This is a genomic window from Pseudomonas prosekii (assembly GCF_900105155.1).
Lineage (GTDB): Bacteria > Pseudomonadota > Gammaproteobacteria > Pseudomonadales > Pseudomonadaceae > Aquipseudomonas > Aquipseudomonas prosekii.
The window spans coordinates 4,470,235-4,495,038 of sequence record NZ_LT629762.1; the positions used below are offsets into that span (position 1 = coordinate 4,470,235).

22 protein-coding genes are annotated in these 24,804 nt (G+C 59.3%); 16 read left to right on the forward strand and 6 right to left on the reverse strand.

Going from position 1 to position 24,804, the window contains the following annotated elements; translation table 11 throughout:
• Window positions 1-96: 96 nt before the first annotated feature.
• The 9 genes from BLU01_RS20320 (at window position 97) to BLU01_RS20360 (ending at window position 11,111) form a co-directional block, all read left to right on the forward strand.
• Window positions 97-828, forward strand: a complete 732-nt coding sequence (locus BLU01_RS20320) for a response regulator (RefSeq protein ID WP_092278869.1) — start codon at window positions 97-99, stop codon at window positions 826-828.
• Window positions 818-2,287: an ATP-binding protein gene (locus BLU01_RS20325; RefSeq protein ID WP_092278871.1), complete on the forward strand. Its 1,470-nt coding sequence runs from the start codon at window positions 818-820 to the stop codon at window positions 2,285-2,287. The genes BLU01_RS20320 and BLU01_RS20325 overlap by 11 nt, the downstream gene beginning before the upstream one ends.
• A 378-nt stretch (window positions 2,288-2,665) precedes the next feature.
• Window positions 2,666-3,925, forward strand: coding sequence for a D-mannose isomerase (locus BLU01_RS20330; RefSeq protein WP_092278873.1), 1,260 nt, complete (start codon window positions 2,666-2,668; stop codon window positions 3,923-3,925).
• A gap of 117 nt (window positions 3,926-4,042) precedes the next feature.
• Window positions 4,043-5,335: an ABC transporter substrate-binding protein gene (locus BLU01_RS20335; RefSeq protein ID WP_092278875.1), complete on the forward strand. Its 1,293-nt coding sequence runs from the start codon at window positions 4,043-4,045 to the stop codon at window positions 5,333-5,335.
• 147 nt (window positions 5,336-5,482) lie between these two features.
• On the forward strand, window positions 5,483-6,391 hold the full coding sequence (locus BLU01_RS20340) for a carbohydrate ABC transporter permease (protein WP_092278877.1): 909 nt from the start codon (window positions 5,483-5,485) through the stop codon (window positions 6,389-6,391).
• Window positions 6,384-7,229: a carbohydrate ABC transporter permease gene (locus BLU01_RS20345; protein WP_092278879.1), complete on the forward strand. Its 846-nt coding sequence runs from the start codon at window positions 6,384-6,386 to the stop codon at window positions 7,227-7,229. Before BLU01_RS20340 ends, BLU01_RS20345 begins: the two co-directional genes overlap by 8 nt.
• A gap of 2 nt (window positions 7,230-7,231) precedes the next feature.
• Window positions 7,232-8,392, forward strand: a complete 1,161-nt coding sequence (locus BLU01_RS20350) for an ABC transporter ATP-binding protein (protein WP_092278881.1) — start codon at window positions 7,232-7,234, stop codon at window positions 8,390-8,392.
• 171 nt (window positions 8,393-8,563) lie between these two features.
• A complete protein-coding gene (locus BLU01_RS20355; protein ID WP_092278883.1) occupies window positions 8,564-9,910 on the forward strand; it encodes a carbohydrate porin in 1,347 nt (448 codons plus the stop codon).
• Between the two features lie 346 nt (window positions 9,911-10,256).
• Window positions 10,257-11,111, forward strand: coding sequence for a D-hexose-6-phosphate mutarotase (locus BLU01_RS20360; RefSeq protein WP_092278885.1), 855 nt, complete (start codon window positions 10,257-10,259; stop codon window positions 11,109-11,111).
• A gap of 128 nt (window positions 11,112-11,239) precedes the next feature.
• On the opposite strand, the gene BLU01_RS20365 is transcribed toward BLU01_RS20360, so the two are convergent.
• On the reverse strand, window positions 11,240-12,100 hold the full coding sequence (locus BLU01_RS20365; RefSeq protein WP_177331417.1) for a MurR/RpiR family transcriptional regulator: 861 nt from the start codon (window positions 12,098-12,100) through the stop codon (window positions 11,240-11,242).
• A 226-nt stretch (window positions 12,101-12,326) separates the two neighbouring features.
• On the opposite strand from BLU01_RS20365, the gene zwf reads away from it, so the two are divergent.
• The 4 genes from zwf (at window position 12,327) to BLU01_RS20385 (ending at window position 16,190) form a co-directional block, all read left to right on the forward strand.
• Window positions 12,327-13,796, forward strand: a complete 1,470-nt coding sequence (zwf, locus tag BLU01_RS20370; RefSeq protein WP_092278887.1) for a glucose-6-phosphate dehydrogenase — start codon at window positions 12,327-12,329, stop codon at window positions 13,794-13,796.
• On the forward strand, window positions 13,783-14,496 hold the full coding sequence (gene pgl / locus BLU01_RS20375) for a 6-phosphogluconolactonase (RefSeq protein WP_092278889.1): 714 nt from the start codon (window positions 13,783-13,785) through the stop codon (window positions 14,494-14,496). Before zwf ends, pgl begins: the two co-directional genes overlap by 14 nt.
• Before the next feature lie 17 nt (window positions 14,497-14,513).
• The gene (locus BLU01_RS20380) at window positions 14,514-15,179 is read left to right on the forward strand and encodes a bifunctional 4-hydroxy-2-oxoglutarate aldolase/2-dehydro-3-deoxy-phosphogluconate aldolase (RefSeq protein ID WP_092278891.1); all 666 of its coding nucleotides are present in this window, start codon (window positions 14,514-14,516) and stop codon (window positions 15,177-15,179) included.
• Window positions 15,180-15,467: 288 nt separating this feature from the next.
• Window positions 15,468-16,190: an intradiol ring-cleavage dioxygenase gene (locus BLU01_RS20385; protein WP_092278893.1), complete on the forward strand. Its 723-nt coding sequence runs from the start codon at window positions 15,468-15,470 to the stop codon at window positions 16,188-16,190.
• A gap of 24 nt (window positions 16,191-16,214) precedes the next feature.
• Here BLU01_RS20385 and BLU01_RS20390 read toward each other — a convergent pair whose 3' ends face one another.
• Window positions 16,215-17,396, reverse strand: coding sequence for an aminotransferase class V-fold PLP-dependent enzyme (locus tag BLU01_RS20390; protein WP_092278895.1), 1,182 nt, complete (start codon window positions 17,394-17,396; stop codon window positions 16,215-16,217).
• A gap of 16 nt (window positions 17,397-17,412) precedes the next feature.
• Window positions 17,413-17,649 carry a DUF3820 family protein gene (locus BLU01_RS20395; protein WP_092278897.1) on the reverse strand — a complete coding sequence of 79 codons (237 nt, stop codon included), beginning with the start codon at window positions 17,647-17,649 and terminating at the stop codon, window positions 17,413-17,415.
• Window positions 17,650-17,852: 203 nt separating this feature from the next.
• Here BLU01_RS20395 and BLU01_RS20400 point away from each other — a divergent pair, with 203 nt between their 5' ends.
• Window positions 17,853-18,320 (forward strand): PA2169 family four-helix-bundle protein, encoded by a 468-nt coding sequence (locus tag BLU01_RS20400; RefSeq protein ID WP_092278899.1) that lies wholly within the window; start codon window positions 17,853-17,855, stop codon window positions 18,318-18,320.
• A gap of 278 nt (window positions 18,321-18,598) precedes the next feature.
• On the opposite strand, the gene BLU01_RS20405 is transcribed toward BLU01_RS20400, so the two are convergent.
• Window positions 18,599-19,069, reverse strand: a complete 471-nt coding sequence (locus BLU01_RS20405) for a MaoC family dehydratase (RefSeq protein WP_054044906.1) — start codon at window positions 19,067-19,069, stop codon at window positions 18,599-18,601.
• Between the two features lie 77 nt (window positions 19,070-19,146).
• Complete coding sequence (locus tag BLU01_RS20410) at window positions 19,147-20,091, reverse strand: alpha/beta hydrolase (RefSeq protein ID WP_092278901.1); 945 nt, start codon at window positions 20,089-20,091, stop codon at window positions 19,147-19,149.
• Between the two features lie 248 nt (window positions 20,092-20,339).
• On the opposite strand from BLU01_RS20410, the gene fadD2 reads away from it, so the two are divergent.
• Together fadD2 and fadD1 are read left to right on the forward strand one after the other, a co-directional pair.
• Window positions 20,340-22,028 carry a long-chain-fatty-acid--CoA ligase FadD2 gene (gene fadD2 / locus BLU01_RS20415; protein ID WP_092278903.1) on the forward strand — a complete coding sequence of 563 codons (1,689 nt, stop codon included), beginning with the start codon at window positions 20,340-20,342 and terminating at the stop codon, window positions 22,026-22,028.
• Window positions 22,029-22,381: 353 nt separating this feature from the next.
• Complete coding sequence (gene fadD1, locus BLU01_RS20420; RefSeq protein ID WP_092278905.1) at window positions 22,382-24,073, forward strand: long-chain-fatty-acid--CoA ligase FadD1; 1,692 nt, start codon at window positions 22,382-22,384, stop codon at window positions 24,071-24,073.
• A gap of 180 nt (window positions 24,074-24,253) precedes the next feature.
• Here fadD1 and BLU01_RS20425 read toward each other — a convergent pair whose 3' ends face one another.
• Window positions 24,254-24,631: a hypothetical protein gene (locus tag BLU01_RS20425; protein WP_092278907.1), complete on the reverse strand. Its 378-nt coding sequence runs from the start codon at window positions 24,629-24,631 to the stop codon at window positions 24,254-24,256.
• Window positions 24,632-24,804: the final 173 nt, after the last annotated feature.

A 24,804-nucleotide genomic window follows, 5' to 3' on the forward strand; every position in this document is an offset into this window, starting at 1 on the left:
GCGAGCAGGCTCACTCCTACATGGGGTTTGTGGTGTTTGTCGGTTCCGCGCTTGAGGCATAATCCGCCCAATTCAAACAACAAGGATGCCGCCCCTGTGAGCTCAGTCAACAAGTCGATTTTGTTGGTCGATGACGATCAAGAGATACGCGAGTTGCTGGACACCTACCTGACCCGCGCAGGTTTTCAGGTGCGCACCACGCCGGACGGCGCCGGTTTTCGGCAGGCAATGAACGATGCGCCGAGCGATCTGGTGATCCTCGACGTGATGTTGCCGGACGAAGACGGTTTCAGCCTCTGCCGCTGGATTCGCCAGCATCCGCGCCAGGCCCAGGTGCCGATCATCATGCTAACCGCCAGCTCCGACGAGGCCGACCGCGTGATCGGTCTGGAACTCGGCGCCGACGATTACCTCGGCAAACCCTTCAGCCCGCGCGAATTGCAGGCGCGGATCAAAGCGCTGCTGCGTCGCGCGCAATTCGGCCAGGAACGCTCGGGCAGCGAAGTGCTGGCCTTCGATGACTGGCGACTGGACATGGTCAGCCATCGGCTGTTTCACACCGACGGCGAAGAAGTGATTCTGTCCGGTGCCGATTTCGCCTTGCTCAAACTGTTTCTCGACCACCCGCAGGAAATCCTCGACCGCGACACCATCGGCAACGCCACCCGTGGCCGCGACTTGATGCCGCTCGATCGCATCGTCGACATGGCCGTCAGCCGCTTGCGCCAACGCCTGCGCGACACCGAAAAACCGCCACGGCTGATCCGCACCGTGCGCGGCAGTGGTTATCAACTGGCCGCCAACGTGGTCGCCAGCAATGGTCATTAACGGGCTGCGTTCCCTCGCCGCCAAGGTTCCGGTACCACGCTCATTACTCGGGCGGATGTTGCTGTTGACGTTGCTGGTGGTGATGTTCGCTCAGGCGTTGTCGAGTGTGATCTGGGTTTCGCAATTGCGCGCCACTCAGCTTGAAGGCCTGGTCACCAGCGCGCGCAGCCTCGCGCATTCGATGACCGCCAGCGTCAGTTATTTCCGCTCGTTGCCGGTGGCGTTTCGGCCGCTGGTACTCGACCAGTTGCGCAGCATGGGTGGCACGCGATTTGTGGTGACGCTCAACGACAAGCCGCTGGGCATGGAGGTGTTGCCGATCACGCCGCGCAAGGAAGCGGTGCTCAAAGCGGTCGACGAAGTGTTGCGCCAATCCCTCGGCCACGACACTGACATCTCGGTGACGTTCGTCAGCCCCGAAGACCTGCGCATCTTCAACAGTGGCTTGAAACTCGATGAATTGCCGCGTTCGTGGGCGCATTACGCGTTGACCCTGGAACCGGTGAATCCGCCGGTGCTGGTCACGCAAATTCAAATGGCACCGGGCGAATGGCTGTACATCGCCTCGCTGTTGCCCGAACCCTACACCAGCCTTGAAGAACAAGGCCTGCCCGCGCAGCAAGTGTGGTTTATCGTGCTCACCAGCGGATTTTTACTGTTGTTTATCGGCCTGCTGGTGCATTGGCAGAGCCGGCCGCTGAAGCGTTTGGCGCGTGCGGCGCGGGACATGTCGCTTGGCGCCGAAGTCGAGCCAGTGCCCGAGGGCGGCGGCAGCGAAGTGGTCGAGGTCGGCCGCGCGTTTAATGCCATGCGCGAACGCATCAGCCGTTACCTGACCGAGCGCAGCCAGTTGTTCAGCGCGATTTCTCACGACTTGCGCACGCCGATCACTCGCCTGCGCCTGCGCGTCGAATTGCTTGAAGACGAGAAGCTGCAAGCCAAGTTCGGCCGCGACCTGGATGAACTGGAGCTGCTGGTCAAAGGCGCGCTGCAATGCGTGAAAGACACCGACATTCACGAAAACATCGAGCCGGTCGACCTCAATCATGTGCTCGATTGTCTGGTGGAACCGTACCTGGCGCCGAATGGCAATGGTCGCGTGACCCAGCATGGCCGGGCGCTGGCGGCGTATCCGGGGAAACCGCTGGCGCTCAAGCGGTGTATCGGCAACCTGATCGACAACGCGTTGAAGTACGGGCAGAACGCGCATTTGCACATCGACGATGACCAGAGCGCGTTTGTCTTGCACGTCGACGACGAAGGCCCGGGCGTGCCGGAGCAGCGTATGGAGCAGGTGTTTGAACCGCACTTTCGTCTGGCCGGGCAGCAGCAGGGTTACGGTTTGGGCCTGGGCATCGCGCGCAACATCGCACACAGCCATGGCGGCGAAGTGAGTTTGCAGAACCTGCGCGAGGGCGGGTTGCGCGTGACGTTGCAGTTGCCGCGGTCGCTTGATTGATTTTCGCTCTTCAGATCCACCCCTCACCCCAGCCCTCTCCCCAGAGGGGAGAGGGGGAAAGGGAGCCGATCGGGGGTTTTTCAGAACCTGAGTTCGACTCGGTAGTTCAGGTCGATGTATCTCCATCGATCGGGGGTTTTTCAATACCTGAGTGCAACTCGGTAATTCAGGTCGATGTATCTCCAAGAACAACTCGGTCGGCCCCCTCTACCCCTTGGGGAGAGGGCTGGGGTGAGGGGTGGCTCTTAAACTCAACACAACAGCAAAGTCCCAACACATTTGTCACAACTCGGTGACAAAACCCGTCCCCTTCGTTACCTGCCGTTCCTCGGCCGTTGTTTAGACTGCCGGCAGTCATAACAACAAAAAAGGTACCCCATGGACACCTTCCAACCGAGCTTCGACAGTTGGCTCAATGCGCCTGCCCATCAGCACTGGCTCGCCGCCGAAGGCCTGCGCCTGCTGACGTTTGCCAAGGCTTCGAAGCTGCCGGAAGGCTTCGGCAATCTCGATGAAAAGGGCCACCTCGCGCCCGACGCTCACGCAGAAACCATGAACACCGCGCGCATGACGCACAGCTTCGCCATGGCGCATATTCAGGGCCTGCCGGGGTTTGCCGAGCTGGTTGATCACGGTGTCCGCGCCCTCAGCGGTCCGCTGCGAGATGCCGAATATGGCGGCTGGTTCGCGGTCGCCGGGCATCGCGATGACAACACCGGCAAAGCCGCGTACCTGCACGCTTTCGTTGCGCTCGCCGCCAGTTCGGCCGTGGTCGCCAAGCGCCCCGGCGCGCAGGCGTTGCTCGATGAAGCGATCCGCGTGATCGACGCGCATTTCTGGAGCGAAGAGGAGGGCGCCATGCGCGAATCCTTCGCGCGCGACTGGAGTGGCGAAGAGGCCTATCGCGGCGCCAACAGCAACATGCACGCCACCGAAGCGTTCCTCGCGCTGGCCGATGTCACCGATGACCACCGCTGGCTGGTACGCGCGCAACGCATCGTCGAACGCGTGATCCACGGCCACGCTGCCGCCAACGATTACCTGGTGGTCGAGCATTTCGACCGCGACTGGCAGCCGCTGCGCGAGTACAACCACGACAACCCGGCGGACGGTTTTCGCCCTTATGGCACCACGCCGGGCCACGGTTTTGAATGGGCGCGGCTGTTGCTGCACCTCGAAGCCGCGCGGGTCCGGGCCGGCATGTTGACGCCGGGCTGGCTGGCGACAGATGCGCAGAAACTCTTCGATAACAATTGCCGCCACGGCTGGAACATTGATGGCGCGCCGGGGATTGTCTACACGCTCGACTGGGACAATCGCGCGGTGGTGCGCCATCGTTTGCACTGGACCCATTGCGAGGCCAGCGCTGCCGCCAGTGCCTTGCTCAAGCGCACCGGCGATGAGCAATACGAAACCTGGTATCGCCTGTTCTGGGAATTCTGTGAGAGCCATTTCATCGATCGTTGCGACGGCAGTTGGCACCATGAACTCGACCCGCTGAACCGCCCGAGCGCGGATATCTGGGCGGGCAAACCCGATCTGTATCACGCCTGGCAAGCTGTGCTGATTCCACGTTTACCGCTGGCGCCAAGCATGGCGACTGCGCTGGGCCAGTGGTCACAGCGCGTTCCTGTGTAACCATGTGGTGACATTCAAGCGTCCCTTCGTTACCTGCGAAGGGATAACTCCTGTTTAAAATCCGTGCAGCGCAAGCACCAGACTTGCAATGCATAACAACAAGAAAGGTACTTCTAGATGAATGCGATTTCTCGCCTCGCTACTGTCATTTCTCTCGTTTCCCTGTCTGCGATCCCCCTCAGTGTGCTTGCCGCCGAATCCAAAGGTTCGGTAGAAGTCGTTCACTGGTGGACGTCCGGTGGCGAAAAAGCCGCTGTTGACGTGCTCAAGGCCCAAGTCGAAAAAGACGGCTTTACCTGGAAGGACGGCGCCGTTGCCGGTGGCGGTGGCGCTACGGCCATGACTGTTCTGAAAAGCCGCGCCGTGGCCGGTAACCCGCCAGGCGTTGCGCAAATCAAAGGCCCGGACATTCAGGAATGGGCGTCTACCGGTCTGCTCGACACCGACGCTTTGAAAGATGTCGCCAAGTCGGAAAAGTGGGACAGCCTGCTCGACAAGAAAGTCTCCGATACCGTGAAGTACGACGGTGATTACGTGGCCGTGCCGGTGAACATTCACCGCGTCAACTGGCTGTGGATCAACCCGGAAGTGTTCAAGAAAGCCGGGATCGAAAAAGCACCGACCACCCTCGAAGAATTCTATGCCGCGGGCGACAAGCTCAAGGCTGCCGGTTTCATCGCGCTGGCCCACGGTGGCCAACCTTGGCAGGACAGCACCGTGTTCGAAGCGGTGGTGCTCTCGGTGATGGGCGCCGACGGTTACAAGAAGGCTCTGGTTGACCTCGACAACGCGACCCTGACCGGTCCGGAAATGGTCAAGTCGCTGACCGAGCTGAAGAAAGTCGCGACCTACATGGACGCCGACGGCAAGGGCCAGGACTGGAACCTGGAAGCGGCCAAAGTCATCAACGGCAAGGCCGGCATGCAGATCATGGGTGACTGGGCCAAGAGCGAATGGACCGCCGCGAAGAAAGTCGCCGGCACCGACTACCAGTGCGTAGCGTTCCCGGGCACCGACAAGGCGTTCACCTACAACATCGATTCCCTGGCGGTGTTCAAGCAGAAAGACGCGGGCACCGCTGCCGCTCAGCAAGACATTGCCAAAGTGGTATTGGGTGAAAACTTCCAGAAAGTCTTCAGCATCAACAAAGGCTCGATCCCGGTTCGCAACGACATGCTCGCCGACATGGGCAAGTACGGTTTCGATGCGTGCGCCCAGACCGCGGCCAAAGACTTCCTGACCGATGCCAAGTCCGGCGGCCTGCAACCAAGCATGGCGCACAACATGGCGACCACGCTGGCGGTGCAAGGCGCCTTCTTTGATGTGGTGACCAACTACATCAACGACCCGAAAGCCGATCCGGCCGATGCCGCGAAGAAACTCGGCGCCGCGGTCAAGTCGGCCAAGTAATGCTTGGCCCTGTAGGAGCGAGCCTGCTCGCGATTGCAATCTGTCAGTTGATGATTGGCTGACGGATACGCCGCTATCGCGAGCAGGCTCACTCCTACAGGGGTCAGCATTTCCAACGTAAATTTTCTCTTCGTACTGGATCTTCCCATGAGTTCTGTTGCTGTGTTCAGCAAGGCCTCGCCATTCGATGCGCTGCAGCGCTGGCTACCGAAACTGGTGCTGGCGCCCAGCATGTTCATCGTTCTGGTGGGCTTCTATGGCTATATCCTGTGGACGTTTGTCCTGTCGTTCACCAGTTCGACATTTCTGCCGACCTACAAATGGGCCGGTCTGGCGCAATACCAGCGGCTGTTTGAAAACGACCGCTGGTGGGTTGCGAGCAAAAACCTCGCGGTCTTCGGCGGCATGTTTATCGGCATCACGCTGGTGATCGGTGTGCTGCTGGCGGTGTTTCTCGACCAGCGCATCCGTCGCGAAGGTTTCATCCGCACCATTTACCTGTACCCGATGGCGCTCTCGATGATCGTCACCGGTACCGCGTGGAAATGGCTGCTCAACCCGGGCATGGGCCTGGACAAATTATTGCGTGACTGGGGCTGGGAAGGCTTTCGTCTCGACTGGCTGATCGACCCGGATCGCGTGGTGTATTGCCTGGTGATCGCTGCCGTCTGGCAAGCCTCGGGCTTTATCATGGCGATGTTCCTCGCCGGTCTGCGTGGGGTTGATCAATCGATCATCCGCGCCGCCCAGATCGACGGCGCGAGCATGCCGCGCATCTACCTCAAAGTGGTGTTGCCGAGCCTGCGCCCGGTGTTCTTCAGTGCGGTGATGATCCTCGCGCACATCGCGATCAAGAGTTTTGACCTGGTGGCGGCGATGACGGCCGGCGGTCCGGGTTACTCCTCCGACCTGCCAGCGATGTTCATGTATTCCTTCACCTTCAGCCGCGGCCAGATGGGCATGGGTTCGGCCAGTGCAATCCTGATGCTCGGGGCGATTCTCGCCATCATCGTGCCTTACCTGTATTCCGAGCTGAGGACCAAGCGCCATGACTAGTTTCGCTGCCAAACCGGCCATCAGCCTCAGCCGCATCGCGATCTACGCGGTGCTGATCCTCGCGGTGTTCCTGTACCTGATTCCGCTGGTGGTCATGCTGCTGACCAGTTTCAAGACACCCGAAGACATCAACACCGGCAACTTGCTGAGCTGGCCGACCGTGGTCAGCGGCATTGGCTGGGTCAAGGCCTGGGCCACGGTTGACGGCTATTTCTGGAACTCGATCAAGATCACCGTTCCGGCGGTGCTGATCTCCACCGCGATCGGCGCGCTCAACGGCTACGTGCTGTCGATGTGGCGCTTCCGTGGTTCGCAGTTGTTCTTCGGCCTGCTGTTGTTCGGCTGCTTCCTGCCGTTCCAGACCGTATTGCTGCCAGCCTCATTCACCCTCGGCAAAATGGGCCTGGCGAGCACCACCACCGGTCTGGTGTTCGTGCACGTGGTTTACGGGCTGGCGTTCACCACGCTGTTTTTCCGCAACTACTACGTCAGCGTGCCGGATGCGCTGGTGAAAGCCGCGCGGCTCGATGGCGCCGGTTTCTTCACCATCTTCCGGTTGATCATCCTGCCGATGTCGACGCCGATCATCATGGTCTGCCTGATCTGGCAGTTCACCCAGATCTGGAACGACTTCCTGTTCGGCGTGGTGTTCTCCAGTGGTGATTCGCAACCTATTACCGTGGCGCTGAACAACTTGGTCAACACCAGTACCGGGGCCAAGGAATACAACGTTGATATGGCGGCGGCGATGATCGCCGGGCTGCCGACCCTGCTGGTCTATGTGGTCGCAGGCAAGTATTTCGTGCGCGGGCTGACGGCCGGCGCAGTCAAGGGGTAATCATGGCTACGCTCGAACTTCGCAATGTAAACAAGACCTATGGCCCGGGCCTGCCGGACACCCTCAAGGACATCGACCTGTCGATCAAGGATGGTGAGTTCCTGATTCTTGTCGGGCCTTCGGGTTGCGGCAAGTCGACCCTGATGAACTGCATCGCCGGCCTGGAAACCATCACCGGCGGCGCGATCATGATCGATGACCAGGACGTCAGCGGCATGAGCCCGAAGGATCGCGACATCGCCATGGTGTTCCAGTCCTACGCGCTGTACCCGACCATGAGCGTGCGCGAGAACATCGCGTTCGGCCTGAAGATTCGCAAGATGCCGGCGGCCGACATCGAAACCGAAGTGGCGCGGGTGTCCAAGTTGCTGCAGATCGAACATCTGCTCAATCGCAAACCCGGCCAGCTCTCCGGTGGCCAGCAGCAGCGCGTGGCGATGGGCCGGGCGCTGGCGCGGCGGCCGAAGATTTATCTGTTCGATGAACCGCTGTCCAACCTCGACGCCAAGCTGCGCGTCGAGATGCGCACCGAAATGAAACTGATGCACCAGCGCCTGAAAACCACCACGGTATACGTGACCCACGACCAGATCGAAGCGATGACCCTGGGCGATAAAGTGGCGGTAATGAAGGACGGGATCATTCAGCAGTTCGGTACGCCGAAAGACATCTACAACAACCCGGCCAACCTGTTTGTGGCGAGCTTCATCGGTTCACCGCCGATGAACTTCATCCCTCTGCGTTTGCAGCGCAAGGACGGGCGTCTGCTGGCCCTGCTCGACAGCGGTCAGGCGCGTTGCGAATTGCCGTTGGGCATGCAGGACGCCGGCCTCGAAGATCGCGAAGTGATCCTCGGCCTGCGGCCGGAACAGATCGTTCTGGCCAACGGCGAGCCGAACGGTTTGCCGACCATCCGCGCCGAAGTCCAGGTCACCGAGCCAACCGGGCCGGACACGCTGGTGTTCGTCAACCTCAACGACACCAAGGTCTGCTGCCGACTGGCGCCGGACGTTGCGCCGGGCGTGGGCGAGACCCTGACCTTGCAATTCGATCCGGCGAAAGTGCTGCTGTTCGATGCCAAGACCGGCGAGCGTCTCGGCGTTGCGGGTCAGCCGAAAACTGAAGCTGCGGTTGGCAACGTCGCGCAGTTCAAAGGACGCTGAAAAACAAAAACTGTAGGAGCCAGGCTTGCCGGCGAAGGCGATTTCAAGGACGCCTTCGCCGGCAAGCCTGGCTCCTACAAGGGGATAAGCGGCGAATGGGCCCATTCGTCGCATTCGATGTAAACCGCGTTAGATAAAAACAGTTAATAACAATAAAACGAGGATGTAGGGATGAAGAAGAAGAACAACGCTCAGCTTATCTGCCAATTGTCAGCTGTTGCGGTAATGACCATGGCCGGTAGCGCTCACGCGGCTGACGCGTTCAGCGCCGATTCTCAGTGGATGACCGGTGACTGGGGTGGCGAGCGGACCAAGCTGATCGAGCAGGGTATCGACATCAAGGCCGATTACGTCGGTGAAGTGGGCGGCAACCTTCACGGCGGCTACAACAACGACAAGACGGCGCGTTACTCCGACCAGTTCGGTCTGGGCGTGGCCCTGGACTTGCAAAAACTTTGGGGCTGGGACAACACGCAAGCGAAGATCCAGCTGACCAACCGTAATGGCCAGAACATCTCCAACGACCGCGTTGGCGATCCGCGTGCCGGCACCTTGAGCTCCTCGCAGGAAGTCTATGGCCGTGGCCACATGGTCCGTCTGACCCAGTTGTGGATCAAACACCAGTTCCTCGACGGCAAACTCGACGTCAAGGCCGGTTACTTCGGCGAAGGTGAAGACTTCAACACCTTCCCGTGCGAATTCCAGAACCTGGCGTTCTGCGGTTCCCAGGTCGGTAACTGGGCGACCAACATCTGGTACAACTGGCCAGTCAGCCAAGCGGCGATTCGCGTGAAGTACAACATCTCGCCTGAGTTCTATGCGCAGATCGGCGCGTACAACCAGAACCCGTCGCAACTGGAACACGGCAACGGCTTCAAACTCAGCGGCAGCGGCACCAAAGGTACGGTCCTGCCCGTTGAACTGGTCTGGTTGCCGAACCCGAACAACTTGCCGGGCGAATACCGTGTCGGTTACTACAAAAGCACGGCCAAGGCGGATGACGTTCGCGAAGACGACAACGGCAATGACGCAGCCACCAGCGGCAACGCCTATCGCAGTCACAGCAGCAAATCCGGCTACTGGTTCGTGGCGCAACAGCAACTCACCACGCACAACGGTGACGCTTCGCGCGGTCTGAACATTGCGGCCAACGCGACGTTCCACGACAAGGACACCAACTTCATCGACAACTATCAGTCGCTGATGCTGGTGTACAAAGGCCCGTTTGATGCGCGTCCGAAAGATGACGTCGGTATCGGTTTCGCGCGTATTCATGTCAACGATGACGTGAAGAAAAACGCCGAGCTGATCAACGCGTCCAACGGCATCAGCGATTACAACGACCTGCAGTTCGCGCCACTGCGCAGCACCGAGTACAACTACGAAATCAACTACGGCTTCCACGTCACCAACTGGCTGACCGTGCGTCCGAACCTGCAATACATCACCCACCCGGGCGGTGTTGATGAAGTCGATAACGCGCTGGTGGCCGGTCTGAAAATTCAGTCGGTGTTCTAACGTTGTTGCGATAAGCTCCCCTCTATGTGCGCATTTATGCGGATGGCCAAGGCTATCCGCTTTTTTTTGCGCGGGACCAATGACAACCCTGTGGCCAAAGGGCTTGTCGTGCAGGGCCTGTTGTGAAGAGCGGCTTGCTGTGGAAAGCAACCAGTTGTGGAGAGCGACCAGTTGTGGAGAGCGATCCAGTTGTGGCGAGGGGGCTTGCCCCCGTTCGGCTGCGCAGCAGTCGTTTTTTTTCCAGCACATCGCAACGACAGTTCAGGGAGCGCTTCGCACTCCGACGGGGGCAAGCCCCCTCGCCACAGTGTGTTCGCTACACCAATGTATTTCAGGATCGCGGCACATGCATGAGCATCCGTTACAACGCTTCTTCAAATCCTTGCGCGAACGCCCGGTGTTTGCGTGGGAGCGCTATCAGATGCGCGATGTGCTGGTGATCGATCATCCGCTGTGCCAAGCGGTGTTCAGTCGCCAGGGCGCACAGTTGCTGCACTTTCAGCCAACCGGGCAAAAGCCCTGGTTGTGGTGCGCGGCGAAGTGGCCGCACGTCGGCGCGATTCGTGGCGGTGTGCCGGTGTGCTGGCCGTGGTTTGGCCGCCACCCGAGCGAAAACGCCTGGCCGTCGCATGGCTGGGCGCGGTTGCTTGACTGGAAGTTGCTCGATAGCCGCCACGACGAAGAAGGCGTGCATTTGCATTGGCAATTGCAGCTGTGTGACTGGACCGTTGACCTGCACGCGCACCTTGGCGAACGCATGGATTTGCGCCTGAGCACCGAGCATCAGGACAGCTTGCCGTGCCAGTTGAGTCAGGCTTTGCACGCTTACTGGCGTATTGGCGACGTTGGCGAGGTAGCGCTGTCTGGGCTCGACGGCGCGCAAGGTTATGACCAGTTAAGCCGGCAGGCCTGTCTTCAGGAAGGTGAGTTGCGCGTGGATGGCGGCTGTCAGCGGGTGTTCCAGCATGACGGCGAATTACAGCTCAAGGACCACGCCTGGCAGCGCGAATTGTGCATCGACACCGGTGACGATGGCGACACGGTGGTCTGGCATCCGGGGTCGCGGCCATTACTCGGGGTGAGCTGGAATGAAGTGCTGGAATTTGTCTGCGTGGAAGCGGCGAGCGGCGGCACCGACAGCTTGAGCCTGGCGCCGGGGGAGAGGGCGCATTTGAGTTTGCAGGCGCGGGTTGGGGTTTGAGCAACGTGGTGCGGTGCTGCTGCTGACGTCATCGCGAGCAAGCTCGCTCCCACATTTGCAATGCATTCCCCTGTGGGAGCGAGCTTGCTCGCGATGAGGCCGGAACAGGCGCTGAAGATCCCTCCGGGTTAGTTAAACTCATCCCCCACCGGATAGCGGCTCGCATTCAGACTCTCTTTGATCTTGCGCAAATGCGGCTGGAAATCCACGCCACGGCGCAGGGTCATGCCGGTCGCCAACACGTCCAGCACCGTCAATTGAATAATCCGCGAGGTCATCGGCATATAAATGTCGGTGTCTTCCGGCAGCGGAATGTTCAGGCTCAGCGTGCTGGCCTTGGCCAGTGGCGAACCTTCAGCCGTCAGGCCCAGCACCGAAGCGCCGTTCTCCCGGGCAATCCGCGCCACTTCCACCAATTCACGGGTACGCCCGGTGTAGGAAATGATCACGAACAGCTCGCCAGTGTGCGCCACCGACGCAATCATCCGTTGCATCAACACATCGGCATGCGCGGTCACGGCCAGGTTAAAACGGAAGAATTTATGCTGCGCATCCAGCGCCACCGGGGCCGAGGCGCCGAGGCCGAAGAAGTGAATTTGCCGGGCCTGAATCAACAGGTCGACGGCGCGGCTGATCAGGTTCGGGTCGAGCGCCTGGCAGGCACTGTCCAGCGAGGCAATTGCGCTGCCGAAAATCTTCTGCGTGTAAGCCTCAGGATTGTCATCCGCCTCGACCGCACGGCTGACATACGCCGCGCCACTGGCCAGGCTCTGGGCCAATTGCAGTTTGAGTTCCGGGTAACCACTGACGCCGAACGAGCGGCAGAAACGGTTGACGGTCGGCTCGCTGACCTTGGAGGCCTGGGCGAGGGCGGCGATGCTGAACCGCGTGGCCTGCTGCGGATTGAGCAGGATCACTTCGGCGACTTTGCGCTCGGCCTTGTTCAGGTCTTCAAGGCGATTCTGGATTTGTTCCAGCAGATTTCGCACGCGGTCCATAGATGTTCCTTGAGTCAGCAGCGCAAAGATGCGCTCTGCTATGCAAAAAGGGCCTTTGATGCGGCCCGTCACGGTGGCCTATCCTACTGATGGCTCCGACCGACCACCACTCGGAATCTGTATTTTGCGAAAATGTTGTGGTTATTACTACATTTTCCCTTGAGTGATGCCTTGAAAAAAGGTATTTGTAGCTTAACTTGATAAAAGAACAAACATCATGCCTTCGATTACGGTAGAACCGTGCACCTTTGCCTTGTTCGGCGCCCTCGGCGATCTGGCCTTGCGCAAGCTGTTTCCTGCCCTTTATCAATTGGACGGTGCCGGCCTGCTGCACGAGGACTCGCGAATCATCGCGCTGGCCCGTGAGCCCGGCAGCGAACAGCAGCACCTCGCGTTCATTACCTCCGAGCTGCGCCGCTACGTTGATGCCAAAGAGCTGGACGAAGCGGTTCTCGAGCGTTTCCTCGCACGCCTGACCTACCTGCACGTCGACTTCCTGCGCTCCGAAGACTACGTCGCCCTGGCCGAACAGGCGGGTACTGCTCAACGCGTGATCGCCTATTTCGCGACACCGGCGGCCGTTTACGGCGCGATTTGCGAGAACCTGTCAAAGGTTGGCCTCAGCGAAAACACCCGCGTCGTCCTCGAAAAACCGATCGGTTCGGACCTGGAATCGTCGCGCAAGGTCAACGATGCTGTGGCGCAGTATTTCCCGGAAAACCGCACCTACCGCATTGACCACTACTTGGGCAAAGAAACCGTCCAGAACCTGATTGCGCTGCGTTTCGCCAACAGCCTGTTCGAAACCCAGTGGAACCAGAACTACATCTCCCACGTGGAAATCACCGTGGCGGAGAAGGTCGGGATCGAAGGTCGCTGGGGTTATTTCGACAAGGCCGGCCAGCTGCGCGACATGATCCAGAATCACCTGCTGCAACTGCTCTGCCTGATCGCCATGGACCCGCCGGCCGACCTGTCCGCCGACAGCATCCGTGACGAGAAAGTCAAAGTGCTCAAGGCCCTCGCGCCGATCAGCCCCGAAGGCCTGACCACGCAAGTGGTGCGCGGCCAATACATCGCCGGTTACAGCGAAGGCAAACCGGTGCCGGGCTATCTCGAAGAACCGAATTCCAACACCCAGAGCGACACCGAAACCTTCGTTGCCCTGCGTGCCGACATTCGCAACTGGCGTTGGGCCGGCGTGCCGTTTTACCTGCGTACCGGCAAGCGCATGCCGCAAAAGCTGTCGCAGATCGTCATCCATTTCAAGGAACCGTCGCACTACATCTTCGCCCCGGAGCAGCGCCTGCAGATCAGCAACAAGCTGGTGATCCGCCTGCAGCCGGACGAAGGCATTTCCTTGCGTGTGATGACCAAAGAGCAAGGCCTGGACAAGGGCATGCAGCTGCGCAGCGGTCCGTTGCAGCTGAATTTTTCCGACACCTATCGCAGCGCGCGGATTCCCGATGCCTACGAGCGATTGTTGCTGGAAGTGATGCGCGGCAATCAGAACCTGTTTGTCCGTAAAGATGAAATCGAAGCCGCGTGGAAGTGGTGTGACCAGTTGATCGCCGGGTGGAAAAAATCCGGTGATGCGCCCAAGCCGTACGCGGCCGGGTCCTGGGGACCGATGAGCTCCATTGCACTGATTACGCGGGATGGGAGGTCGTGGTATGGCGATATCTGAATTGAAACTGCCTCAGGGCGTCAACGCCCATGAGTTCAAGAGCCCGGTGCTGCTGGCCGAAGGCCTGGCGCTGAATGTTGCCAAGCAACTGAGCGACGCGATTGACGCGCGTGGCGCCGCGACCCTGGTGGTTTCTGGCGGTCGCAGCCCAGTGGCGTTTTTCCAGCACCTGGCCAAGCAGACGCTGGACTGGTCCAAAGTCGTTGTGACCCTGGCCGACGAACGCTGGGTGCCGGTGGAACACGCCGACAGCAACGCCGGTCTGCTCAAGCGTTATTTGCTGCAAGGCCCGGCGGCCAAGGCGCAGTTTTTGAGCTTGTACAGCGCCACTGCCACCGTCGAGCTGGCAGCCGAGCAAGCTGATCGCCTGCTCGCCGAATTGCCACCGATCGACGTGCTGATCCTCGGCATGGGCGATGACGGTCACACCGCGTCGCTGTTCCCCAACAGCCCGAATCTGCCCGAGGCACTGGCAGCCGATGGCACGCGTCGCTGCTATCCGATGCTGGCGCCGACCGTTCCGCATCAACGCCTGACCATGAGTCGCGCGTTGCTGGCTTCGGCCAAGACCACCGTTTTGTCGATTTCCGGTCAGTCGAAACTGACGACCTTGAGTGCCGCATTGGCCGGTGACGATGTCGCCGCCATGCCGATTCGCGCGTTTCTGCAACCTACGTTAGAGATTTACTGGTGCCCATGAGCCAAGGATCAGCCGCTATGAAAAACACTCCCCCGACCGTTTCCATGGCGGATAAAGTTGCCCTGATCGACAGCCTCTGTGCCAAGGCGCGGATTTTGCCGGTGATTACCATCGCTCGCGAACAGGACGTACTGCCACTGGCCGACGCCCTGGCCGCCGGTGGCCTGACGGCGCTGGAAGTGACCCTGCGTTCGCAGTTCGGCCTCAAAGCCATCCAGATCCTGCGCGAGCAGCGTCCGGAACTGGTGACCGGCGCCGGCACGGTGCTCGATCGCAGCATGCTTGCCGCTGCCGAAGCGGCCGGCTCGCAGTTCATCGTCACCCCGGGCATTACCCGCGACCTGCTTGAAGCCAGTGTCGACAGCGCGATTCCGCTGTTGCCCGGCATCAGCAACGCTTCCGGAATCATGGAAGGTTATGGCTTGGGTTATCGCCGCTTCAAGCTGTTCCCGGCGGAAGTCAGCGGCGGCGTCGCGGCGATCAAAGCCTTGGGCGGCCCGTTCGGCGAGGTCAAATTCTGCCCGACTGGCGGCGTCAGCCCGGCCAATATCAAAAGCTACATGGCGTTGAAAAACGTCATGTGCGTGGGCGGTAGCTGGATGCTTGATCCGGAGTGGATCAAGAACGGCGACTGGGCGCGCATTCAGGAATGCACCGCCGAGGCTCTCGCGCTGCTGGACTGATTTGATTGTTACCAGACACTTCGTTGTGTGTTCTACGGCTTTAGCGGTGCACTTGGTCGGTGCACCGTTTTTTTTTTGCGCAAAAAGTCATCGAGTCCTTTGGGAGCGAGGCTTGCCCGCGAAAGCGCCGGCACATTCAACACATTGGTTGGATCTGAAACCGCTTTCGCGGGCAAGCCTCGATCCCACACAAGCAACGCAATCAGATACACGCCTCGATACATAGATACCGCATGCCCACGCGGTTCTCTCTCTATCCTTCAAAAATCTTAAGGAAGAGAGAACGTCATGGACTACACCACTGCTGCCCCTCGCGACACGGTTTTGCTGCTCTCGCCTGAGCACATCGCCGGCCCGTATTTCCGCAACCCCAAACTGATCCGCAGAAACATCAGCGAAAGCCAGGATGGCGTTCCGCTGGTGTTGCGCCTGTCGATTGTCGACGCCATGACCGGCGAGCCCGTAAGCGGCGCGCTGGTGGATATCTGGCACTGCAACGCGCGTGGCGCCTATTCGGGCTGGAGCAAGGTTGATCCGGATCAGGAAGTCGAAGCCGACCACATCGGCGCCGTCCCGCGCACCGATGACGACACCTACCTGCGCGGCGGGCAATTCAGCGATAACAAAGGCGTCGTGCGCTTCACTACGATTTATCCAGGCTTTTATGCCGGCCGCGCGCTGCACATTCACGTCGCGGTGCGCATCACTGGTGGCAACAACTACCTCGAAGAGCGCCACGTCGCGTGGGTCGGCCAACTGTATTTTCCCGAAGTGGCTTCCCGCTCAGTGCTCAATGGCAAAGCCTACAGAGGCCGCAGCCTGCTGCCGCTGGACAACCATCAGGATCAATATCATCAACAAATGAACGGCAGCGCCTCGACCCTGACGGTCAACAGCATTGCGCGGGAAAGCCATGAAGACGGATTTTTCGGGCACATGACCATCGGCATCGACACCTTTGCGGTGTCGACTCAGATCAAACCCGAGGATTTCGATAAATACACGGTGTAGCTGCGTGCACGCGACTTGATGCGATCAGCTCAGCTCGGTCAGCGCTTTGATCAGCAGATCGATCTCGGCAGCAGTGGTGGTCAGCCCCGGCGTGATGCGAATACACGGCCCGCTCGACGCACCGCTGCGCACCACGGTGAACAAGTTGTACTCACTGAGCAGCCGTTCGGCCATGAATTGCTCGTCCGCGTGATTGGTAAAGCGCATCGAGGTGATGCCGCAATACAACCGCGGATCGTCCGGGGTCATCACTTCGATGCCGGGCAGTTCACGCACGGCGCTGACCCAGCGATTACGCAGATAGTTGAGGCGTGCACCTTTGGCTGCCGAGCCGCCCATCGCCTGATGTTCTTCGAGCACCAGTGGCAAGGTCATCAGCGCCGGAATGTTCGGCGTGCTGTACGGCGTGCGGCCGCGAATGTCGTTGAGCGGGAAGTGCATCTCGCCCATGTCCGGGTCGATGTCGGCCAGGCGCTGCGGGGCGATATAAATGAAGCCAAGGGTCAGCGGCGCGCCGATCCACTTGTGCAGGTTGTAACCGGCGAAAGCGATGCCCAGCGATTCCAGATCGAACTCGAGCTGGCCGAGCGCATGCGCGCCGTCGAGAATCACGTCGACGCCATGTTCCTTCGCCTGCGCAGCAATCGCCTGCACTGGCATCACCAACCCGGTGCGGTGGGTGACGTGGGTCAGGGCCATCAGTTTCAGGCGCGGGTAACGCACGAAGGCCTCGCGGTAGCTGGCCAGCAGACTGTCGAAGGTCGCCGGGTGCTGGTGATCAATCTCGATCACCTCGACGCCACGATGACCGGCCAGCCAGCGCATCGCGCCTTTCACCGTGTCGTATTCCAGATCGCAGATCAGCACCTGATCGCCCGGCTGCAAGCGGTTGTAGTTGCGGATCAGCGCCTGCAAGCCGTCCGAGGCGTTGCGGGTGAGGGCGATCGAGTGCGCGCGCACGCCCAGCATCTCGGCAAGCTGCGCGCGGATGTCGAGGCTGTCCTGCGGCTCGAAACGCTGGCGCACCTGTACCGAATTGCTGCGATTGATCAGCTCGATATTGCGCTGGTATTCCTCGACCACCGTGCGCGACATGCGTCCGAAATAGCCGTTCTCCAGATTGATCGGGCCAGGCTGGACGGCGTAACGGTCGGCGAAAGTCAGCCAGAAGTCTTCATCGCGGGCACGGCGGGTGTTATCGGGCATGGGCTACTCAGTCGATTCAGTGGCGAGGTGCGGGTTTGCCATGTTTGGCGCGCAGCGGGTCGAGCAACTCGGACAAACCGTTGTGATCGATTTCCTGCATCAGCGCAAGCAAACCGCCGAGCTCGCCGTGCGGAAAACCTTCGCGGGCGAACCAGTTGAGGTATTGGCCGGGCAGGTCGGCAATGATCCGGCCCTTGTATTTGCCGAAGGGCATTTCGCGGGTAATCAGCAATTCGAGCTTTTCAGGATTCATTCATCAGTCGTCTGGATTCAAACAGTCTGGAAAATACAGGCATTCTGCATGCAGGCCAAATGACAGATCATGCAAATAACACTGATACAGATTTTGGTGGAAAAACTAAGTCATTGAAATATAACGATTAAATATTCAATCCAAAGCTGGCATGCAGGCTGCAATAGCTATTGCATCTCTCATCAAACCGCGAGGAATTGAAAATGACCGACGTGAATAAAGAAGCCATTTCTGTACTCAACGACCTGATCGAAACCAGCAAAGACGGTCAGGAAGGGTTCAAGACTTGCGCTGAAGATATCAAGCATCCAGAACTGAAATCTCTGTTTGTTACCCGTTCCGCTGATTGCGCTGCCGCTGCTGCAGAACTGCAAGCTGCTGTACGCTCGATGGGCGGCGACCCGGAAACTTCGACCAGCGTCAGCGGTGACCTGCACCGTCGCTGGGTAGACGTGAAAGCAATGTTCACCGGCAAAGATGAAGAAGCCGTACTGAACGAAGCTGAACGCGGTGAAGACCACGCGCTGAAGGCTTACAAAGAAGCGCTGGAAAAAATCAACAAGCACAATCTGGTAGGCATTCGTGACCTGGTTGAGCGTCAGTACCACGGCGTACAACGTAACCACGACCAGGTAAAAGCCCTGCGTAATCAGGCTCGTGCTCGCTCGTAATTGCTTGTCGCTGTAACAAAAAACGCCAGTTTGACTGGCGTTTTTTTATGCCCGCGATAAAAGCGGCGCGTACCTGTGGCGAGGGGGCTTGCCCCCGTTCGGCTGCGTAGCAGTCGCAAAACCGGTATTCGCGGTTAATCAGACCAAACGAGTTGCCGGTTTTTTGGGGCGGGGGGCGCTTCGCACCCCAACGGGGGCAAGCCCCCTCGCCACACAAGCCCCCTCGTCACACAAGCTACCGCGCCACACAGTCCGATCATCACAAATGCAGGGCTTGATCAGCCGATGCTGATCGCCGGCAACACTGGCAATGTCACGGTCTGCTGCTTGCGTGGCGCCAGGATCTCCGCTTCGCCGTCCACTACCAACTCATCGCGCTGGTTGAATACTCGTGTGGCAATGCGCACGCGAAACTTTGGCAGTTTCTCGAGAATCTCCAGCCGCACGGTCAGGGTGTCGCCGATTTTCACTGGTTTCTGAAAGCTCATCTGCTGACCGATATAAATAGTCCCCGGCCCAGGCAACTCACACGCCACCGCTGCGCTGATCAACGCGCCGCTGAACATGCCGTGGGCGATGCGTTCCTTGAACATGGTGCCGGCGGCGAATTCGGCGTCCAGGTGCACCGGGTTGTGATCACCGGACATCGCGGCGAACAACTGAATGTCGCGCTCTTCGACGGTTTTGCTGTAGCTGGCGGTCTGGCCGACTTCAAGGGCTTCGTAAGGGGTGTTGGTAACCTGGGTCATTTGTCTCAATTCCTGTGACGAATTTAAAAATCCACAAAAACAACGATTGGAAAATCGGTTGTGAAAACCTCTGAAAACTATTCGGTTCTGGCCGGGCGACGGTGGCTCAGGGCCTCGGCGATCCAGTTCAATACGTCGGCGGTCACTTCATCGCGGTTGCTCTCGTTGAACAGTTCGTGGCGTGCCTGCGGGTAAATATTCAGTTGCAGGTTCTGGCTGCCGGCGGTGCGCAGCGCATTGGCCAGATCTTTCAGACGCTTGCCGTCGCTCACCGGATCACATTCACCGCCCATTACCAGCAAGGGCAGGCCCGGATCGACCTGGGCGAGATTGGACGCTTTGCTGATTTGCTGCAAGCCGCCGAGCAAGTCGATCCACAGCTGATTGGTGCAACGAAAGCCGCAGAGCGGGTCGTTGGCGTACAGATCGACTTGCGCCGGGTCGCGGCTCAGCCAGTCGAATCGGGTGCGGGTCGGTTTGAATTTATTGTTGAACGAGCCGAACGAGAGATATTCGATCAGCGCACTGCGTCCCTTCGGCCCCTGACGCAAGCGCTCCAGCCGGGCAATCTGCCGCGCCGCGCGATACAGCGCGACCGACTGAAAATTCGAGCCGCTGAGGATCGCCCCGTGCAGGCTGGCACTGTGATGCAGCAAATACGCTTGGGCGATGTAGCTGCCCATGCTGTGGCCCAACAGCACAATCGGCACGCCGGGATGCTGCTGGCCGATGTGTTGATTGAGGCTGGCGAGATCGCCGACCACCTTGCACCAGCCATCGTCATCGGCGAAATGCCCGAGCGTGGCGTTTTCGGCAGTTTTGCCATGTCCGCGCAAGTCCGGTGCGTAGACGCCATACCCCTGCGCGCAGAAACTTTGCGCCAGCCGGTCATAGCGACCGCTGTGTTCGGCCATCCCGTGGGCCAGCAGAATCAGCGCTTTCAACGGCGCGTCGGGCAACCACTGGTTGACGAAGAGACGGCTGTGATCACTTGCGGTCAGCCAGAAAGTGTCGTGGGTCATGGCGATTCCTTTGCACAGTGTTGCTGCGGGTGTTGCTGTGTGTCGTTGCATTGTATAGCGCATCCGACGCGCCTCGTCTGATCAGCCCACGGCGGGGCAGGAAGATTCACACGATCTATGACGCACTTGGCCATATTTGCCTGATTCGCCATAACTGCTAGTGTCCGTGAAGCTCCGCTTTCCGTTGTTGGTGTTTCACAAATGACAGAAGTGGCCCCGGATAGATTCAGGTAAAGAGGACAAGAACAATGCAACCTGATTTCTGGAATGACAAACGCCCGGCCGGCGTGCCCCTGGATATCGAGCTGGGCGCTTACAAGTCGGTGATCGAGGTGTTCGAGCGCTCCTGCAAGAAATTCGCCGATCGTCCGGCCTTCAGCAATATGGGCGTGACCCTGACCTACGCCGAGCTGGAACGTTACAGCGCTGCATTCGCCGGTTATCTGCAGGCCCACACCGACCTGGTGCCGGGCGACCGCATCGCGGTGCAGATGCCCAACGTCCTGCATTACCCGATTGCGGTGTTCGGTGCCCTGCGCGCCGGGCTGATCGTGGTCAACACCAACCCGCTGTATACCCCGCGCGAGATGCGCCACCAGTTCAAGGATTCCGGCGCCCGGGCGCTGGTCTATCTCAATGTGTTCGGTTCCAAGGTCCAGGAAGTGCTGGCCGACACCGAGATTCAGTACCTGATCGAAGCGAAGATGGGCGACCTGATGCCCGCCGCCAAGGGCTGGCTGATCAACACCGTGGTCAACAAAGTGAAGAAAATGGTCCCGGCGTATTCCTTGCCGCAGGCCATTTCCTTCAAAAGCGCGTTGCGTCAGGGCCGAGGCCTTGGGATCAAGCCACTGAATGCCGGGCTTGGCGACATTGCCGTGCTGCAATACACCGGCGGCACCACGGGTTTGGCCAAGGGTGCGATGCTCACCCACGGCAATCTGGTGGCAAACATGCAACAGGCGCGCGCGTGTCTCGGTCAGTTCGGCAGCGACGGTCAGCCGTTGTTGCGTGAAGGTCAGGAAGTAATGATCGCGCCGCTGCCGCTGTACCACATCTATGCATTCACGGCGAACTGCATGTGCATGATGGTCACCGGCAACCACAACGTGCTGATCACCAATCCACGCGACATCAAGGGCTTTATCAAAGAACTGAAAAACTGGCGATTCTCAGCGCTGCTCGGATTGAACACGCTGTTTGTGGCGTTGATGGATCACCCGGATTTCAAGACGCTGGATTTCTCCAGTCTCAAACTCACCAACTCCGGTGGCACCGCGCTGGTCAAAGCCACCGCCGAGCGCTGGGAGCAGCTCACCGGTTGCCGGATCACCGAAGGCTACGGCCTGACCGAAACCTCGCCGGTGGCCTGCACCAACCCGTATGGCGATAAATCGCGCATCGGCACGGTCGGCCTGCCGGTGCCGGGCACCACGCTGAAAATCATCAATGACGAAGGTGTCGAGCAAGCGCTGGGCGAGCGGGGCGAGTTGTGCATCAAAGGCCCGCAGATCATGAAAGGCTACTGGCAGAAACCCGAGGCCACCGCCGAAGTGCTGGATGCCGAGGGCTGGTTCAAGTCCGGTGACATCGCGGTGATCGACCCGGACGGTTTTGTGCGCATCGTCGATCGCAAGAAAGACATGATCATCGTCTCGGGTTTCAACGTGTACCCGAATGAAATCGAAGACGTGGTCATGGCCCACCCGAAAGTCGCCAATTGCGCGGTGATCGGCGTGCCGGACGAGCGTTCGGGGGAGGCGGTGAAGTTGTTTGTGGTGGCGCGTGAATCGGGGGTCAGCCTCGAAGAGCTGAAGGCGTACTGCAAGGAAAACTTCACCGCGTACAAAGTGCCGAAGCACATTGTGTTGCGTGAGTCGTTGCCGATGACGCCGGTGGGCAAGATTCTGCGCCGCGAGTTGCGGGATATTGCATAAGGGTTGAATGGCCGCGCTTAGCGCGATCGCGAGCAAGCTCGCCCCCACAGGGTTTTCGATGATCCTGTGGGAGCGAGCTCACTCGCGATTTTTTTTGGATAACCCCCGAATTCCGGGGGTTTCACGGAGGTATAGAATTTTTGCTCTAAAATGACTGCTTGCTATTCTTGAGTCATTAAAGTGACTGTAGAGGCTCTTTTTGGCTCTAGTCGGCCCTTGGCAAAGCTGCTACTCTCGGCGCGCTTTTGTGACTTCTCGGCCTATATAAAAGCCAGATTCACCCTAAAAACACACACCAATAATAATCGCATCAAATGCGGTGATGAATTCGCGTTGCTGAGGAGTGGGCTTCCATGATCGAAGACTTTTGGAAGGATAAGTACCCTGCCGGGATTGCTGCCGACATCAATCCAGACGAGTATCCGAATATTCAGGCAGTGTTGAAGCAATCCTGCCAACGCTTCGCCAACAAACCGGCTTTCAGCAACCTGGGCAAGACAATCACCTACGGTGAACTGTACGAATTGTCCGGTGCCTTTGCCGCTTACCTGCAACAGCATACCGACTTGCAGCCCGGTGATCGAATCGCCGTGCAACTGCCTAACGTGTTGCAGTACCCGGTCGCCGTATTCGGCGCCATCCGCGCCGGGCTGATCGTGGTCAACACCAACCCGCTGTACACCGCGCGGGAAATGGAACACCAATTCAACGACTCCGGGGCCAAAGCCCTCGTCTGCCTCGCCAACATGGCGCACCTGGCCCAGACCGTCGTGCCGAAAACCGGCGTCAAACATGTCATCGTCACTGAAGTCGCCGACCTGCTGCCGCCGCTCAAGCGCCTGCTGATCAACAGCGTCATCAAGTACGTGAAGAAAATGGTCCCGGCGTATCACCTGCCGAAAGCCGTCAAGTTCAACGACGTGTTGAGCAAGGGCCACGGCCAACCGGTCGCCGAAGCCAACCCGGACAGCGGCGACGTTGCCGTGCTGCAATACACCGGCGGCACCACCGGCGTGGCGAAGGGTGCAATGTTGACCCACCGCAACCTCGTGGCGAACATGCTGCAATGCAAGGCGCTGATGGGTTCCAACCTCAATGAAGGCTGCGAAATCCTCATCACGCCGCTGCCGCTTTATCACATCTATGCCTTCACCTTTCATTGCATGGCAATGATGCTGATCGGCAACCACAACATCCTGATCAGCAACCCGCGCGACTTGTCGGCGATGGTCAAGGAACTGTCGAAGTGGAAGTTCAGCGGTTTTGTCGGCCTCAACACGCTGTTTGTTGCGCTGTGCAATAACGAAGCGTTCCGCAAACTGGATTTCTCGGCGCTGAAAGTCACTTTGTCCGGCGGCATGGCCCTGCAATTGGCCGCTGCCGAACGCTGGAAAGCAGTGACCGGTTGCGCCATCTGCGAAGGTTACGGCATGACCGAAACCAGCCCGGTGGCCACGGTCAACCCGATCCAGAACATCCAGATCGGCACCATCGGCATTCCGGTGCCGTCGACTCTGTGCAAAGTCATCGACGATGCCGGCGTTGAACAGCCACTGGGCGAAATCGGCGAGCTGTGCGTCAAGGGCCCGCAGGTGATGAAGGGCTACTGGCAGCGCCAGGACGCCACCGATGAAATGCTCGACAGCGAAGGCTGGTTGAAAACCGGCGACATCGCGATCATTCAGCCAGACGGCTACATGCGCATTGTCGATCGCAAGAAAGACATGATTCTGGTCTCCGGTTTCAACGTTTATCCGAATGAGCTCGAAGACGTGCTGGCGACTTTGCCAGGCGTGCTGCAATGCGCGGCCATCGGCGTGCCGGACGAGAAGTCGGGCGAGGCGATCAAGATTTTCATCGTCGCCAAACCGGGCGTGACGCTGACCAAGGAACAGGTGATGGAGCACATGCGCGCCAACGTCACCGGTTACAAAGTCCCGCGTTCCGTGGAATTTCGCGATGCGCTGCCGACCACCAACGTCGGCAAGATCCTGCGCCGCGAACTGCGCGACGAAGAACTGAAAAAGCTCGGCCTGAAGAAATAAAACACGCTGAAACACAAAAGCCCCGCAGATGCGGGGCTTTTTGTTTGCAGCTCGATTTCACGAGGACTCTGTGGCGAGGGGGCTCGCCCCCGTTGGGCCGCGAAGCGCCCCCGAACGTGCGATTTTATGACTGCTTCGCAGCCGGACGGGGGCGAGCCCCCTCGCCACAGTGGTCCGGCGTTACAAGCGGAACGGCGCGAAATTGACGTTGGTCCCCGTCGGACGCATGTCCTGCAGGTACGAGTCCTTGTCGGCGCTCAACTCCAGGCTCAACGCGGCTTTGCGCTTGCCTTCGTTGCGCACCACCAGGCCTTCGAGTTTCTCGCGCAGGAACACCGTCGGCACTTTCAAATGCACCAGCTCGTCGGTGTCCGGCGTGTGCATCAGCAAATGCACCCATTCGTACTGACCGACGGCCAGCCGTGCGACCGGAATATCAAACCACCAGATGTTGCGATTGCGGTTCAATTCGGTGAAATGGCAGTTGTTGACGCCAAGCACAGCACCGCCGAGTTCCTGGTTTCTGCGGGCAATGGCCTGCTTTTTATCGAGTTTCATAACATTCCTACGGGATTGGATCTTCAGCGCCTGGGCCTGAATACGTTGCGCATTCTCGGGGGTTGGCGGGCAAACATAAAGCCCAACCTTTGCGCCGCGATGAAATGTCGCTGAAAAAATAAATGAAACTCCCGCCAATGGCCGCCGGTCAATCTTTGTGTAACGACTTTCCC

Excerpts from the sequence above, each read along its gene's own strand:
- BLU01_RS20325 (WP_092278871.1), top strand. The coding sequence starts at position 818 with ATGGTCATTAACGGGCTGCGTTCCCTCGCCGCCAAGGTTCCGGTACCA.
- BLU01_RS20330 (WP_092278873.1), top strand. The coding sequence starts at position 2,666 with ATGGACACCTTCCAACCGAGCTTCGACAGTTGGCTCAATGCGCCTGCC.
- BLU01_RS20335 (WP_092278875.1), top strand. The coding sequence starts at position 4,043 with ATGAATGCGATTTCTCGCCTCGCTACTGTCATTTCTCTCGTTTCCCTG.
- BLU01_RS20340 (WP_092278877.1), top strand. The coding sequence starts at position 5,483 with ATGAGTTCTGTTGCTGTGTTCAGCAAGGCCTCGCCATTCGATGCGCTG.
- BLU01_RS20345 (WP_092278879.1), top strand. The coding sequence starts at position 6,384 with ATGACTAGTTTCGCTGCCAAACCGGCCATCAGCCTCAGCCGCATCGCG.
- BLU01_RS20350 (WP_092278881.1), top strand. The coding sequence starts at position 7,232 with ATGGCTACGCTCGAACTTCGCAATGTAAACAAGACCTATGGCCCGGGC.
- BLU01_RS20355 (WP_092278883.1), top strand. The coding sequence starts at position 8,564 with ATGAAGAAGAAGAACAACGCTCAGCTTATCTGCCAATTGTCAGCTGTT.
- BLU01_RS20360 (WP_092278885.1), top strand. The coding sequence starts at position 10,257 with ATGCATGAGCATCCGTTACAACGCTTCTTCAAATCCTTGCGCGAACGC.
- zwf (WP_092278887.1), top strand. The coding sequence starts at position 12,327 with ATGCCTTCGATTACGGTAGAACCGTGCACCTTTGCCTTGTTCGGCGCC.
- pgl (WP_092278889.1), top strand. The coding sequence starts at position 13,783 with ATGGCGATATCTGAATTGAAACTGCCTCAGGGCGTCAACGCCCATGAG.
- BLU01_RS20380 (WP_092278891.1), top strand. The coding sequence starts at position 14,514 with ATGAAAAACACTCCCCCGACCGTTTCCATGGCGGATAAAGTTGCCCTG.
- BLU01_RS20385 (WP_092278893.1), top strand. The coding sequence starts at position 15,468 with ATGGACTACACCACTGCTGCCCCTCGCGACACGGTTTTGCTGCTCTCG.
- BLU01_RS20390 (WP_092278895.1), bottom strand. The coding sequence starts at position 17,396 with ATGCCCGATAACACCCGCCGTGCCCGCGATGAAGACTTCTGGCTGACT.
- BLU01_RS20395 (WP_092278897.1), bottom strand. The coding sequence starts at position 17,649 with ATGAATCCTGAAAAGCTCGAATTGCTGATTACCCGCGAAATGCCCTTC.
- BLU01_RS20400 (WP_092278899.1), top strand. The coding sequence starts at position 17,853 with ATGACCGACGTGAATAAAGAAGCCATTTCTGTACTCAACGACCTGATC.
- BLU01_RS20405 (WP_054044906.1), bottom strand. The coding sequence starts at position 19,069 with ATGACCCAGGTTACCAACACCCCTTACGAAGCCCTTGAAGTCGGCCAG.
- BLU01_RS20410 (WP_092278901.1), bottom strand. The coding sequence starts at position 20,091 with ATGACCCACGACACTTTCTGGCTGACCGCAAGTGATCACAGCCGTCTC.
- fadD2 (WP_092278903.1), top strand. The coding sequence starts at position 20,340 with ATGCAACCTGATTTCTGGAATGACAAACGCCCGGCCGGCGTGCCCCTG.
- fadD1 (WP_092278905.1), top strand. The coding sequence starts at position 22,382 with ATGATCGAAGACTTTTGGAAGGATAAGTACCCTGCCGGGATTGCTGCC.
- BLU01_RS20425 (WP_092278907.1), bottom strand. The coding sequence starts at position 24,631 with ATGAAACTCGATAAAAAGCAGGCCATTGCCCGCAGAAACCAGGAACTC.